The 14,288-nt window shown below is 40.9% G+C and carries 12 protein-coding genes; 3 read left to right on the top strand and 9 right to left on the bottom strand.

Going from position 1 to position 14,288, the window contains the following annotated elements; genetic code table 11:
- Positions 1-66 precede the first annotated feature (66 nt).
- Together ACEYW6_RS07100 and ACEYW6_RS07095 are read left to right on the top strand one after the other, a co-directional pair.
- Complete coding sequence (locus tag ACEYW6_RS07100; protein ID WP_412979160.1) at positions 67-2,343, top strand: heavy metal translocating P-type ATPase; 2,277 nt, start codon at positions 67-69, stop codon at positions 2,341-2,343.
- A 19-nt stretch (positions 2,344-2,362) separates the two neighbouring features.
- Positions 2,363-2,590 carry a hypothetical protein gene (locus ACEYW6_RS07095; RefSeq protein ID WP_412979159.1) on the top strand — a complete coding sequence of 76 codons (228 nt, stop codon included), beginning with the start codon at positions 2,363-2,365 and terminating at the stop codon, positions 2,588-2,590.
- Between the two features lie 240 nt (positions 2,591-2,830).
- Here the strand turns inward: ACEYW6_RS07095 and ACEYW6_RS07090 are convergent, their stop codons facing one another.
- A complete protein-coding gene (locus tag ACEYW6_RS07090; RefSeq protein ID WP_190895617.1) occupies positions 2,831-3,256 on the bottom strand; it encodes a heavy metal-responsive transcriptional regulator in 426 nt (141 codons plus the stop codon).
- 338 nt (positions 3,257-3,594) lie between these two features.
- On the opposite strand from ACEYW6_RS07090, the gene ACEYW6_RS07085 reads away from it, so the two are divergent.
- Positions 3,595-4,683 (top strand): Rieske 2Fe-2S domain-containing protein, encoded by a 1,089-nt coding sequence (locus ACEYW6_RS07085; RefSeq protein WP_412979158.1) that lies wholly within the window; start codon positions 3,595-3,597, stop codon positions 4,681-4,683.
- Positions 4,684-5,084: 401 nt separating this feature from the next.
- On the opposite strand, the gene ACEYW6_RS07080 is transcribed toward ACEYW6_RS07085, so the two are convergent.
- From ACEYW6_RS07080 to ACEYW6_RS07045, 8 genes are all read right to left on the bottom strand, one after another.
- Positions 5,085-5,219 (bottom strand): hypothetical protein, encoded by a 135-nt coding sequence (locus ACEYW6_RS07080; RefSeq protein WP_412979157.1) that lies wholly within the window; start codon positions 5,217-5,219, stop codon positions 5,085-5,087.
- A gap of 47 nt (positions 5,220-5,266) precedes the next feature.
- Complete coding sequence (locus tag ACEYW6_RS07075) at positions 5,267-5,404, bottom strand: hypothetical protein (RefSeq protein WP_412979156.1); 138 nt, start codon at positions 5,402-5,404, stop codon at positions 5,267-5,269.
- A gap of 124 nt (positions 5,405-5,528) precedes the next feature.
- The gene (locus ACEYW6_RS07070) at positions 5,529-7,622 is read right to left on the bottom strand and encodes a CHASE2 domain-containing protein (RefSeq protein WP_412979155.1); all 2,094 of its coding nucleotides are present in this window, start codon (positions 7,620-7,622) and stop codon (positions 5,529-5,531) included.
- Positions 7,619-9,046: a VWA domain-containing protein gene (locus ACEYW6_RS07065; protein WP_412979154.1), complete on the bottom strand. Its 1,428-nt coding sequence runs from the start codon at positions 9,044-9,046 to the stop codon at positions 7,619-7,621. Before ACEYW6_RS07065 ends, ACEYW6_RS07070 begins: the two co-directional genes overlap by 4 nt.
- The gene (locus ACEYW6_RS07060; RefSeq protein WP_412979153.1) at positions 9,033-9,968 is read right to left on the bottom strand and encodes an AAA family ATPase; all 936 of its coding nucleotides are present in this window, start codon (positions 9,966-9,968) and stop codon (positions 9,033-9,035) included. The genes ACEYW6_RS07065 and ACEYW6_RS07060 overlap by 14 nt, the downstream gene beginning before the upstream one ends.
- A complete protein-coding gene (locus ACEYW6_RS07055) occupies positions 9,953-10,939 on the bottom strand; it encodes a hypothetical protein (RefSeq protein ID WP_412979152.1) in 987 nt (328 codons plus the stop codon). Before ACEYW6_RS07055 ends, ACEYW6_RS07060 begins: the two co-directional genes overlap by 16 nt.
- Positions 10,940-11,169: 230 nt before the next feature.
- Positions 11,170-11,847 (bottom strand): hypothetical protein, encoded by a 678-nt coding sequence (locus ACEYW6_RS07050; RefSeq protein WP_412979151.1) that lies wholly within the window; start codon positions 11,845-11,847, stop codon positions 11,170-11,172.
- A 112-nt stretch (positions 11,848-11,959) separates the two neighbouring features.
- Entirely contained in the window at positions 11,960-13,954 is a 1,995-nt protein-coding gene (locus tag ACEYW6_RS07045; protein ID WP_412979150.1) for a heavy metal translocating P-type ATPase, read from the bottom strand.
- Between the last annotated feature and the right edge of the window lie 334 nt (positions 13,955-14,288).

Genomic DNA, 14,288 nt, shown 5'->3' with positions numbered 1-14,288 from the left:
CCCAAATAATTTAATTACGAATTACTTTAAGATCCTCCCACATCAATCACAGTGGTTCATCTAGTTATGGATACTCTCACACTCAAACTTCGAGGGATGAGTTGCGCCGCTTGCGCTAACAACATCGAAAAGGCAATTCGCTCTGTACCAGGGGTAAGGGATTGCAACGTTAACTTTGGAGCAGAACAAGCCGCCATCAGGTACGATCGCTCTCTAGCAAATTTAGAGAAAATCCAAGCTGCGATCGCTGCTGCGGGATACTCTTCCTACTCACTCCAGGAAGAATTGCTCTCTGAAGAAGATGATGTTGAAAAAGCTACTAGGCAAGCATTACAACGCCAACTCTCCCTCAAGGTAATGGTGGGAGGTGTAATCAGCATTTTCCTACTTTTGGGGTCATTGCCCATGATGACTGGGCTGAACTTACCCTTGATTCCAAGTTTCCTGCAAAATTCTTGGGTACAGTTAGTGCTGACAACACCCGTCGTCTTTTGGTGTGGTGGATCTTTTTACCGTAATGGCTGGAAAAGCCTCAAGCGCCATACGGCAACGATGGACACGCTGATTGCTTTGGGTACAAGTGCAGCGTATCTATATTCTTTGTTTGTGACTGTTTTCCCGAAATTTTTTATTGCTCAGGGCTTGATACCTCATATTTATTATGAAGTTGCCGCCATTGTCATTACCTTAATTTTGTTGGGGCGGTTGTTAGAAAATCGCGCTAGGGGACAAACTTCTGAAGCTATCCGCAAACTTATCGGATTGCAAGCCAGAGATGCCAGAGTTATCCGTGATGGTAGAGAAATTGATGTTCCCATCGCCGAAGTCAGAATCAACGATGTGATTTTAGTGCGTCCTGGTGAGAAGATTCCGGTAGATGGCGAAGTGATTGCAGGTATTTCGACGGTAGATGAAGCGATGGTGACGGGTGAAAGTTTGCCAGTCAAAAAGCAGCCAGGAGATGAAGTGATTGGGGCGACGATTAACGGTGCGGGTGCATTTCAGTTTCGGGTGACACGAGTCGGAAATGATACGTTTTTGGCTCAAATCGTCAAACTAGTGCAACAGGCCCAAGGTTCTAAAGCACCAATTCAGCGCTTGGCAGATCAAGTTACAGGATGGTTTGTACCAGCTGTGATTGCCGTTGCGATCGCCACTTTCGTCATTTGGTTTAATTTCACTGGCAACCTCACCCTAGCAACAATGACAACGGTAGGCGTACTAATTATCGCTTGTCCTTGTGCTTTGGGTTTAGCTACCCCCACTTCTGTAATGGTGGGGACGGGCAAAGGTGCAGAAAATGGCATATTGATTAAGGGTGCGGACAGCTTAGAACTAGCACACAAAATTCAAACCATCGTTCTAGATAAAACTGGCACTTTGACTCAGGGGAAACCCACGGTTACAGACTTTGTGACTGTTAACGGTACAGCTAATGGTAATGAAATCAAGCTTTTACAGTTAGCAGCAACGGTGGAACACAATTCTGAACATCCCTTGGCGGCAGCGGTTGTGAAATACGCCCAGTCTCAAGAGGTGAGTTTAATAGAAGTAAAGAACTTCGTAGCGATCGCAGGTAGTGGTGTCCAAGCAGTTGTGTCAAATCAGCTTGTACAAATTGGTACACAACGCTGGTTAACAGAACTTGGAATTAACACCATAACTCTCCAGCAGTATAAAGATGCATGGGAAGCCGCTGGTAAAACAGTCATTTTGATTGCTGTAGATGGCGAACTACAAGGAGTAATGGGTATTGCTGATGCCCTCAAACCTTCATCAACGGCAGTAGTGAAAGCTTTACAGAAGTTAGGTTTAGAGGTAGTAATGCTTACCGGAGATAATCGTAAAACTGCTGATGCGATCGCGGGGCAAGTTGGCATCCAGCGAATCTTTGCCGAAGTGCGTCCAGATCAGAAAGCGGCGATTATCCAATCTTTACAAGGGAAGATAGAGAAATTTCCTAAATCCAAAATTGTAGCAATGGTAGGTGATGGCATAAATGATGCGCCAGCCCTAGCACAAGCTGATGTGGGAATTGCTATTGGAACGGGAACAGATGTTGCGATCGCAGCTAGCGATATCACCTTGATTTCTGGAGATTTGCAAGGAATTGTGACAGCTATCCAACTTAGCCGCGCCACCATCAACAATATCAAGCAAAATCTCTTCTTTGCCTTTATTTACAACGTCATTGGCATTCCGATTGCGGCTGGAATTCTGTTCCCCATCTTTGGTTGGTTACTCAATCCAATTATCGCCGGCGCTGCGATGGCTCTTTCTTCACTCTCTGTTGTTAGCAACGCCCTCAGATTGCGTAACTTTCAACCAAAAGCTATCTCATAATTTCAGGGTAATTAAGGAAATGTTCAGTAAAAAAACGCTTTGGGGAAGTCTTACAGCTTTAGTGCTGCTCACTGGAATATCAGGTGTAGCATTAGCAGAAATGCCGACCCACTCGCCAGAACAAACCAGCCAATTTCACCATATTGAGCAACCTTTGGGCTTGAAAGTTGGTGTTGCGATCAGTGGTTTAGCATTGATTGGAATAGAGTTGTGGTGGTTTCTCCTCTATAAAAGTCCTGAATCCTAAAAGAAAGTTTTAAAAGTCGTTAGTGATGTATCAAAGACTTTTAGATGCTTTTAGACCTTTTTTTAAGGAGGTTAGGAGTTAAATATTCGGAATAAATAATGAAGAAATTGCTTTATCTTTTTTCTTCATTTCTATTTATCAGCACTCATACCGATTACCTATGAGGTTGCTCAAGAAACAGTTGCTCAATCCCCTTGCTTCACCAAGCTTGAGTTTGTGCAGTTTCATAAATAATTGGTATCAGTACTGACTGGTATTTTGAATAATGGGACAAATTGTATCTTCATGGTGGTCACCGATATTCTTCCAGCCTGAAAGTAATCCCTTTATTTCAGACCGTAAAGTTAACAACTGATTAATTTGGTGATCAATTTGCAAAAGCTTGTCTTCGAGCTTTTCTTTTATTTCACCACAAGGAGCCTGTCCTTGGTCATAGACCTGAAGAATATTTCCAATCTCCTCTAAGCTAAGACCAAGATTTTGTGCCCTTTTAATGAACCCTAGACGAGTTAGCACATCCCATGAAAACTGGCGGAAGCCTCCCTCTGTTCGTCTTGATGATTTGATTAAGCCTAAACTCTCGTAATAGCGAATTGTCCTGATGGGGATTCCGCTCATATCTGTTACCTGACCAATTAAAAGCAGTTTTGTCTCCTGAGTTAACACGGCAGATTTTCCCAAATATTGTATTTATTATTACATATTTTCCTAATTTATTAAATCATTAGAGAGTTGAGCCAAATTCAGTAGTTTAATTTTTTAATTAAAAATATTACTAAGTTTTTATTTTTAAAATATGCATTCACAATAGATATTAGGTTACACAAGCTGATATTTGACTAGCATAATTTTAACATTTTTAATAATTTTCAGCCAATATTTTGCTTATTTAATTTGAGCTATTCATTAGGTAACTGTTTGTCATGGTACTGAAAGTAACTGTTTTTTTATAGTTCTCATGTTACTTCTAGATCAACTGCTTCACCTCAAGTGAAACCATAAAAATGAATCTCAACTCGCAGGCTTCTAGCTCAACCCGTAAACCTAAAACTTTCAATAATCCAGAGCGTTTTATTGAGGGCTGGTATTGGGTAATACCCTCTCGAAATCTGCGGGTGGGTGAAGTAAAACCTGTCACCATTTTGGGCAGAGAACTAGTAATCTACCGTGGTAAAGACAGAAGAGTAACTACTTTTGATGCCTATTGTCCGCATATGGGCGCTCACCTTGCTGAAGGCAAAGTTGAGGGTAATGCACTACGTTGTTTCTTTCACCACTGGAAGTTTGATGCTGAAGGGATGTGTATTGATATCCCATGTTTAGATACGCCGCCTTCTCTAAAGTTACAAACTTGGCCGACTGCTGAAAAGTATGGGATGATTTGGGTTTGGACTGGAGAAATACCACAACAACCCCTACCTTTTATTCCAGAGTTGGAACAAAAAGAGTATGATGTTGCCATCCATTCTCACTTTGTGATGAACTGTCACCCCAATGTGGTGATGATTAATGCGATTGATGCTCAACACCTCAATACAGTTCACAAGCTGCCAATAGAAATTATCTTTGAAAGACAGGAACTGAACGAGAATGCGATTGTCTTCAGTAACACTACACCCATCAAAGACAATTCCTTTTTGATTAAGCTCATCCGTCTTTTCTACAAAAATGCCATAACTTACAGTATTTGCTATTGGTACGGTAGCATTGGCATTGTGACGCTTGGCCCCGATTTTTTCCATGTGCACATGATGGTTGCAGTTCGCCTTCACGAAGGGGGAAAAACTGAAGGTAAAATTCTGTTGATGACTAAAAAACGTAAAGGAATTTTAGGTTTGTTATGCAATCGAGTGGTACTATGGCTGACTAAGATTGCAGCTAAGTACTTTCTCATGGGTGACATTAAGATTCTCCAAACAATTCAGTTTGATTTGAAAACTCCCATCAAAGCAGATCAGTCAATCATGCAGTTTATTAACCATGTTGAAAGACAACAAGCTTTAATGTGGGGGACTTGGCAAGAAGCGCGATCGCGCGATGTGGAGAGCAAGCCCAAGCGTGAGAGATGGCAAGATACAATGAGTAATGACTAATATCATGTCTATATGCCGCTCCGAAAAACCTACTTAAAGCTAGATATATCTAGAATTTTGTGAACAAGCCGGAGCGTGCAGTCTAAATCTTAACTGGCTACATGCAATTGGTCATGACACTTTGATGTCAACCCCAGCATCATGCACAAAGGTTAAAAGTTCGTTCAATGAAATTACTTTTAACTTTTAATTTATTTTTTACTGGGCTACTAGATTAATAAAAAGAAGTGGCAAAGCCACTTCCTAATTCCCAGGTAGAACCTAAGTCATCAGTATAACCACAACAAAAAACAGAAATAGTATAAATAAACACCGATTAACTTAATATCTCTATTTTCCTTGTTTTCTGGGTTGGGAAATCCCAATTTTCATCAGCCAAATAACTGTATATTTACATAGTCTCATGATTGCAATGCAGACTCAATTTTATCCAGTTCAACGCTAAGATGTGCCAGTTTTGCCTCTTCATCAAGAAGCTGCTGTTCTAATTGAAACTTAACTGCCGTACCTGCCTCAATTGCTACAGCTTTCTTCACCTGCTTAAACTTCTCGCTGCGGATGTCAAATTCTGCCTGAAGTGCGTCTAGTTTTTGTTGCGATCGGCGTGATCGCTATCAATCAGTATATCTTGTATAGCCGTTGCATCTTTGACTGTGACTGGTAAATCTGCACCTACGCCAATGAGTAATGCATAACCGTTAGTAAAAGTTTGGTTTGTCATGCGATGGGTGATAAATGCGTAGCTGCTAGCTTGTCGTTAGACATCGCCTTTTATACTAGGCTTTTAGGAAGCTGAGGCGCTATACCTTGCTTGTGTACTTAATTTAAATAGATTATTGGGTAGGTTATTTTCGTGAGATAATTATCTGATTAGCCGATAGAGATTGAAGCCTTATGAACATTATGCTTCCGCCAGCAACTACTAGGGCTATTACTGGTGGAACAAACGGTGCCCAAACACCCGATATCAAAAGACCATAGCAAGAGACATATAGAATTGCGATCGCTATTCCACCTGCCATTCCAAGGTAGAGTAGATGCTGAAAGCGCCACGCCAGCAACCCACCCAATAATGACCAGCCCCAAATCCAGACTACCTCAACCCACAGTGACCAAGCCCGCAATAAGGGCCGCCCATCTTGGACTGCACTGAGAATTTGGCTGACCATTTGAGCTTGTAGCAACACTCCTGATATTTCTTTGTTTAACTGAGTTCCGTAAGACTCACCCAACTGGCTGGAAGAATCTTCTTTTGCCACCACACCAATCAAAACAATCCGGTCTTTGATACTGTTAGGGTTGACCGAATTCGATAGAAACTGCGTTAGCGTTATCTGTTCAGCTACCTGCTTTGAGGAACGGTAGTTAAGTAATATTTGACCCCCATTAGCATCAATACCTTGATAGCCACTAGCACGAGAATTGAGATTTGGGAAAACAGTATCGCCAAGCTGCAAATTTCCTTTTGGGTTGAATTTTGGTTCAATTCCTAAAGGTTGTAAATAGAGTGAGGCAAGCTGTAGACTGAGCGCATAGGAGGCAGGACATAATGATGTAGCTTCCTGGTTCATGAACAGGAGTTGCCGACGCACAGCCCCATCATAATCGTAAATGAAGTCGCTGAATCCTAAATTTTCTCTTGAGATTTCTGGTGGTGGTTCATTACCTTTAGTGTTTGTTGTTTTATCACTCCCCTGACATACCCCAATTAATTTATCAGTCTGCTGAAGACGAGTAATTAACTCTTGCTGTGCGGCAGGAAAATCACGGTAGATATCTAAGCCGATCGCGCGGGGTTGGTACTGCTCCAGTTTTGCTAGTAATTTGTTGAGAGATTTGTCAGAGATGGAAGTTCCTTTTAAAACCTCGCCATTTTGACGTTGGTTTGCTATGTCAGTATCATCAATTGTCACTACTAGTAAGCGAGGATCAATTCCCTCTCTAGGACGCGTTTTCATCATCTGGTCAAAGGCTGAAATTTCTGTAATTTCCAGTATTCCCAAGCATCTAATTCCTGCAACAAAACCCGTTATAACCAAACTTATAAAAACTAGCCTACTAAAATTAAGACGACTAGATGAAGTTAAGCTATTGTTAATTATTTTTTGTCTATAATTTAAATTTTTACTTGTGAACAGCCTATTAAATATTTTAAAAATTGAATTTGGTAGTTTTGGGCTTTTCAACCTACTAACGTTGTTTAAATAATGTTTTGATATTCTCCCCTTAGTTTTGATGATTTTGTCAGGAACAAACAGATTTATTCCAGAAACTTTGATTTGATTTTTATAAATAGTAACTTTAGTAAACTGAGATATTGCGCTTTCTAAATCACCACAGATAAAGCTTGCTATTCCACGGGTGTATATTAATAATGGTTCAAACTCTGCTAGTGGTTCGGCAACTGTTTCTACTAATGAAGCTAATCTTATTATTTCCCTTTTATCGTGTGTTTGATCCAATTTTGATAAAGTCAAGGCTAGTTCGCGAGCAGCTTCACTAGGAAGTACATAAGCTAATGCAGTCCATCGTTGAGCTTGGGCAAGGTCTTGAATATCAGGATCATCATTACCAAGTTGTTGGCGAATGTAATCGAGTAGAAAGTTAGCAAGTTCATCAAGTCGCTGTTTACCAAAATCTGGGTCTTCCTTCAAGGATTTAAGCAGTTCCTTTCGTATTGCTAAATCCATCTCGTAGAGTTCATACCCAACTTCATCACATAAGCTAGAAAGTAGGATATCCGCTACACTTATCCAAGGGATACTTAGCACTTGACCGTGAATATCCCGCTGGAAGTTCGCCCATAAACGATATAACAAATCGGGTGTGAGTGCTAAGGGAAAAGCCGCATGATAAGCCAAATATAGATGCGCTTTTCCGAAACGTTTTTTAAAAGACTCAATGCGTCGGTTAGCCACTTCAGTTTTGATTTTACTCATTTTATCCGCTCCTGAAAGTTCGGAGAGCGTCCGCGCAAGACATCAATTGCGTTCTGCATACCTCGGCGGTTAACTTCATACATCGGGATTAGATGGGCAATTTCTCCAGCTGTAGTGCCAAGCCAACGCGATCGCGGCATTGGATTCAGCCATGCGATATAGCGAACATATTGCTTGAGTTGTTTCACAAATGCTCCAGTTAAATCAATACGTTCTGGATTAAAACCACCACGAGCCGCACCTGCATCACTAAAGATGAGTACAACAGTTCGTTCTTGACGCAATTGGACTAAAACATTTTCAATCAGTTCAGCTTGCTGATGATTAGGGTCTTGGTAAAGATATTCTACTGGACAGTTATGAAAGTAATATATATTGGATCTTCCTAAGCGTCCTCCCCGAAGAGCAGTTTCTACCAAGCGTTGTGATAGCGAATGAAACGGTATCATTGACCCATCTTGGTCAATAAGTAATAGTAATTGAGTTCGGTTAACCCGACGCGGTACGATTACAGGTTTTAAAAAAGTGCCTTGATGTCCAATTTGTTTGATTGTTGCTTCCACATCCAACTCAGTTGGCACTCCCTCCCGGATCATCCGGCGCAAGTGCCGCCACATCTGCTTCATCTGCCGTTGAGTTATAGGCAGGTAGTCGAAAGAAAGAATAAACTGATTGTAAGAAGTTTGGTCATTCCTGCTGGTTGCTTGCAAAACTGCTTGAGCGACTTGCACTTCATCTTCAATGACTTGAGTCAAACTTGAAGAGATATCTGAGTCTGTAGTTGCTTGGAGAAGGGAGCTATCATCATTGGCTGTTTGTTTAGATAGTCGCTGAGTCAGCCATCTAATAATTGTATATATAGTAGTTAAGACAGTTCCAGAAGCTAACCCTACTCCAGCTACTTGAAAACCAAGAGTTATAAATGCGGCGATCGCTTTCCAATTACTCTCGTTCTGGGTTTGATTGATCTGCGGTGCTAGAGTCGCATTAGGGTTATTTCCTAGAGTTGGAGTTGTATTAATTAATCCGGGCGTCTGAGATGGAATGGCTAAATCTTTGGTAGTCTGATTTTGATTTCTGCTTGTTATCCCCCAAACAATCCCGGCTCCTATAATGCAAGCTCCTGCTACAGCTAAATAGCGAGTTATTTGAGAAAGCTGACGCTGCCGAGTTGTCATAGCCGATGTTGCTAAAACAGTCTTACTGCTCATCACTTGCTCAAAATGATACTCAAATAACTCCATTTCCTCAGCAGATTTAATCCACAAAGTCTGACACAAGCGTTTTAAGGCAGCTTGATCATTAATTCCAAAGCCAGCTTGCATGGCTTGCAAAACTAACTGATACTCATCAATGCCTAGTGGTAAGCCAGCTTCGCGCAGCTTAGTGAACAGTTCCAGTAAAGGCAAATCATTCACGTCCACGGCTCTGTCTCAAATAGCGTACATGGTCATCCCAGCTTTTCAGCAACACGCCAGCATAAGGTATTTTGCCATCCAGTTTTGCCAGAGCCTCATCTTGAGGATAACGCCGCAGGAGGCGAAACCAGTCAATTAATTCACTGGTGCTGACTTTCTTGCCAGCCTCACCTTTATCTTTTCGCATTTCCTCTCGCAGCAGTAGGAAGCGAACTATGGCTTTGTCCACTAAAGCTTGGGGTGAAGCAGGAAACAGAGCGTTAACAATCTGTATTAACCGCTCACGGCTAGGAAATTCAACATAGTGAAACAAGCATCGACGCAAGAAGGCATCCGGCAAATCTTTCTCATCATTGCTAGTGATTAAAACAATCGGTGCTGCCTTTGCTTCAATTTCCTGACCCGTTTCCTCGACAATAAATCGCCGCTCATCTAATTCCAGCAGCAGGTCGTTGGGAAAGTCAATATCAGCTTTATCAATTTCATCAATCAGTACGATGGTGCGATTTTCTTGCTGAAATGCCCGTCCCAGAGGCCCCCAGCGTATATATGTAATTGGGTTATCAATTCGCTGGATTTGTTCTTCTGTCAGGCGACCGGAGGCAGCTAGCTGGGCATCTCGCAACCGTCCAACGGCATCGTAGTTATACAAGCCATCCCTGGCGCGACTAGTGGATTTTACATACCAAGCTTCCAATTTTAAACCTAGCTCGTAGGCAACTGCACTTGCCAGTAAAGTCTTGCCGCATCCTGGTTCTCCCTTCAACAGTAAGGGACGTTCCAAGTAAATAGCTAAGTTGACTGCTTCTACCAGTTCAGGATTAGGCAAATAGGGATATAACAGCTGTCCGTTCGTTCCCCTTTCTCCTAGCTGGGGCTGCACTTTACCTGTATATTCCAAAAGTTTTCCACCTACAGCCTTAGCCATTTTTCCTCTTCGTCATACCAATTACAGCCAGACAGGTGGCAAATTTCGCCCAATGCGGGTTCTGGAATGCCATTATCACTATTTTTCAGTATTGTTTGTACTGTTTCATCTAGCTGATCTATCAGTTTAATTGGCAATTCGTCCTCTGCATACTCTAGCCAGTTAGTCAGTTCATCGTCAGAAAATTGGTTAATTTCGGGCAGTTTCACAAGGTTATCTGGTTTCCAGGTAGGGTCGAGCCGTTCTACGAAAGGAATATTCCAACTACCTACGCAGCCATCATAATCTATCAGGAACATTAATAATTTGAATTGACTTGCTTGCGGGTTAGCCGCCTTAACTTTAGTTGCTAACAGTAACCAGAAATCTTGGATCAACTCGTGCAAAAAAGTTTCTGAAAGACAATCCACATCGTACAAAATTAACAGGACATTCTGAGTTCGCCACCATTGATAAACTCGTTCGGCAATTTCAGGAATTGAGCTTTGCCTACCCAGACCAACTCTACCGCTAAGTTCACGCCACAATGCAGCACTATCACTTTTCCGAGCAATACGACTGAGTTCAATTCGCACAATCTTTCCCGTCATGATATTAGGGACATTTTGTACTACTAACCGATTCAATAACCAGCGTTGACCATAATATAGTGAACCGTGGATTAGAAAGGCTCCTACTGAATGAGTCTCAATGAATCTCCGAAATGATCGCGTCTGCTCTCGATAACCCAATTTCAACAAAGCACGATACACTTTTCCACTAGATAGAGCTAGTTCTAAATCACCAAGCTGTTGAGCCAATTCGTTTAGTTCAGCTTCAGTTTGTTCAATTTGCTTTTCTAATTGGAAGCGAATGAGAGTATCTGCTGCGATCGCATAATCACGACGCAACCTTTTTAACTTCTCGGCTAACAGGTCATAATGTTCCTGTAGTGCATGGCGTTTGTGCTGTAGATGCTGCTCGGAGGACATCTAGGTACTTTTTGAGTCAATAATCTTTACTCAATACGACTAGCCAGATTATCGATCTACCAATCTGGTTTACTGTGTTTGGTTTCAATAGCTGAAACATCATTACGACATGAGATGTCACTTATGTAATTTCTTCTGTCAGTAATTTGCCAATTCCAGACTTAGTATAAGAACGTCGTCTCCATAATCTCTCTACGTCCTAGCAAGCAAACTAGATGTTTAGCATACCACTACTCACTTGGATTCAGTACAACGATAATTTCTGCTAGCCTGATTCCCAGAGGTTTCCAGTGGGGATTACTAGAGGAAAAAGTAGTATCTCCAGACACCGCTTGGTAGTCATTGGGAAACTTTTCGTAAGCATTAGCAGCAGTATCCACTCGCAGGATAAATTTGCCCTGATAGCGAGATAATCGGCTACTATCTAACAAAATAGTACCGCCGTAGTCCCACGCCAATCCATAGAGTTTAAAATCACCTAGTTTCTTACGTAACTCGCTTAAAGGCGTTCCAACACCGATACCTTCGCGGGTTTTCCAAGCTGAACCAAGGTTACGCACATCTAATGGTTTAGTACGAGTATTATTACTCCAAACTACTAGCAGAGTGCGTCCCTGATTTAGATTTACCTGAGTAGCTGCAAAACTACCGATTCCTTCAGGGCCAGAAATGGTTTTGTCAACGAGATGGGATGCACCAAACAACTTCACTAAATCTTGTCTGGTGGTTGTGCGTGTTATCGGCCCAACTCTTTCCCCAGGAATAATCAAGGCGTCTTTTAACGGTTGGGAACGCGCATCGGTTGGCGGTTGATTAATTTTCTGGGGTAATGCAACTACTAAGGTTGCTGAGTTGGTTAATAGTAAAGCTAACGCAGCCGTAGCGATACCTTTAATAGATGGGTTCACAGTCTACCTCTAGGGGAATTCCGATTTGGGAGTGTTTAATATATTCAATTATTGCTTTTCAGTTTTAACTACTACAAATTCCCAATTACGGATTCCCGATTTTCCAAAAATTTTATTTCATTACTCTAGTTGCGTTGAAAATTGCTAGTAACGCCACTCCCACATCAGCAAACACAGCTTCCCACATTGTCGCTACGCCTAAAATACCCAATCCAATGAATATACCTTTAATTGCTAATGCAAACCCAATATTTTGCCAAACAATTTTGCGGGTTTTTCTAGCGATTTGTATTGCTTCTGCCACTTTTGAGGGTGCATCTGTCATGATGACAATATCGGCAGTTTCTATCGCTGCATCTGAGCCTAAGCCACCCATCGCCATACCAACATCTGCTCTAGCAATCACTGGCGCATCATTGATGCCATCCCCAACAAAGGCAACTTTACCATGCTTGCCGGCGGTGCTGAGTAACTTCTCAATGGCATTAACTTTTTCTTCGGGTAATAACTCTGCTTCATAGCTATCTATGCCAAGCTGTTGAGCAATGCGGGATGCGATCGCTTGATTATCTCCTGTCAACATTACTGTTCTTTCTACACCCATTCGCTTAAGTGCTTGAATAGCGTGTTTGGCATCTTCTTTTAGTTCATCAGCAATGACAATATACCCAGCGTAAATATTATCTACTGCTAAATGAATAACTGTTCCCTCTAACTGGCAATTATCATGAGCAATATTCTCTCTGTGTAATAAGCGATCGCTTCCCGCTATCACTACCTTATTTTCAACTTTGGCTCTAATTCCATAGCCTGCTATCTCTTCATAATCTCTTACCTCAAATTCATCGATTTTTCCACCACAAGCCTTACGGATAGATTGAGCAATGGGATGATTTGAGTGCGATTCTACTTTGGCAGCTAATTGTAATAATTCTTGTTCATCGTAGCCATTTGATGGTACTATTTTTGCTACTTTAAATACCCCGTGAGTTAGCGTTCCAGTTTTATCAAAAACAACTGTATTGACTGCGTTTAACGCATCTAAAAAAGTAGAACCTTTAACCAAAATACCACGTCTAGCAGCACCTCCCACACCTCCAAAGTAACCTAATGGAATACTGATAACGAGTCCACATGGACAGGAGATCACTAGTAGAATTAGGGCACGGTAAACCCATTGCGATGAAGTTGCGCCCGAAATGAATAAAGGAGGTAATAATGCAACTGCTAGAGATATAAAAACTACTATTGGCGTATAATATCGAGCAAATTTAGTAATAAACTTTTCTGTTTCTGCTTTTTTACTTTTGGCATTTTGTACCAAGTCTAAAATCTTAGCAATGGAAGAGTCATCAAATAGTTTTGTTACTCTAATGCTGAGAACACCCATTTTATTGATCATTCCAGCCAAAACTATCTCTCCGATTCTCACCGTTCGCGGTACAGACTCTCCAGTTAATGCAGACGTATCAACTTGCGAATTTCCATCTATAATTTCACCATCTAAGGGGATTTTTTCTCCGGGTTTGACAACAATAATTTCGCCAATATTTACTGTTTCTGGCGATACTTTATTGAGTCCTTTATCTGTTTTAAGATTGGCATAGTCTGGACGTACTTCTAATAAAGCTTTGATGGAATTACGGGAACGACTAACAGCAATATCTTGGAATAATTCCCCAATTTTATAAAATAACATGACTCCGACAGCTTCGGGTAACTTATGAATTGCGATCGCTCCGAGTGTCGCTACTGTCATCAAAAAGGTTTCATCAAATACTCTGCCTTTAAGTATATTGCGCCCAGCAGTTTTTAAAACACTCCATCCACTTAATAAATAAGCAGGTATGAAAAGCAGATATTCACCTATAGAGTAGAATGTATTGTGTAATTGGTCTTCAAAAATTACACCAGGCGCATACAAACTTAAAATTACCACCAAAGGCAATACTTCATTTTTCAGATTGAATTCACTACCGTGTTCGTGATTATGGTCATGGTTATGATTCTCATCATGACTATGATTATGATCATGGTTATGATTCTCATGATGATGATGTTCACCATTGCAACAACCTGAAGATTCTGAATGTAGTTTTCGCTTCATATTTTCTGTTGAGGCTGGTAAATTACTTAATATATGAGTCTTTTTACAAATGTAATGAAAAAAAAGAGTTTTTACAAGTTGATAATTTAAGAACGAGAATCTATATCAAATTTATTGCTATATATTTAAACTATCTTTTGGTTAAAATTAAGTTTTATAATCTTGTAAAGATAGCTAGATTGGTTCTTAATGATATAAAATAATGTAAGATATAACTTTTGTTCGTAGTAAGCGATTTCTCACTCTGCATAATATTTAAAAGGGCTAGAGCCGCTGACTAGAAGCTTTAATTTAATTAAGCTTTTATACTTACATCAAGCAAAAATCACTATTT

The organism is Nostoc sp. UIC 10607 (assembly GCF_047228265.1).
GTDB lineage: Bacteria > Cyanobacteriota > Cyanobacteriia > Cyanobacteriales > Nostocaceae > Nostoc > Nostoc foliaceum_A.
The sequence above is the reverse complement of the archived record's forward strand: the minus strand, read 5'-3'. Positions and strand labels throughout refer to the sequence as shown.

What these genes read in the sequence shown, in the direction of transcription:
- ACEYW6_RS07100 (WP_412979160.1), top strand. Translation starts at nt 67, where the DNA reads ATGGATACTCTCACACTCAAACTTCGAGGGATGAGTTGCGCCGCTTGC.
- ACEYW6_RS07095 (WP_412979159.1), top strand. Translation starts at nt 2,363, where the DNA reads ATGTTCAGTAAAAAAACGCTTTGGGGAAGTCTTACAGCTTTAGTGCTG.
- ACEYW6_RS07085 (WP_412979158.1), top strand. Translation starts at nt 3,595, where the DNA reads ATGAATCTCAACTCGCAGGCTTCTAGCTCAACCCGTAAACCTAAAACT.
- ACEYW6_RS07075 (WP_412979156.1), bottom strand. Translation starts at nt 5,404, where the DNA reads ATGACAAACCAAACTTTTACTAACGGTTATGCATTACTCATTGGCGTA.
- ACEYW6_RS07070 (WP_412979155.1), bottom strand. Translation starts at nt 7,622, where the DNA reads ATGAGTAAAATCAAAACTGAAGTGGCTAACCGACGCATTGAGTCTTTT.
- ACEYW6_RS07060 (WP_412979153.1), bottom strand. Translation starts at nt 9,968, where the DNA reads ATGGCTAAGGCTGTAGGTGGAAAACTTTTGGAATATACAGGTAAAGTG.
- ACEYW6_RS07055 (WP_412979152.1), bottom strand. Translation starts at nt 10,939, where the DNA reads ATGTCCTCCGAGCAGCATCTACAGCACAAACGCCATGCACTACAGGAA.
- ACEYW6_RS07045 (WP_412979150.1), bottom strand. Translation starts at nt 13,954, where the DNA reads ATGAAGCGAAAACTACATTCAGAATCTTCAGGTTGTTGCAATGGTGAA.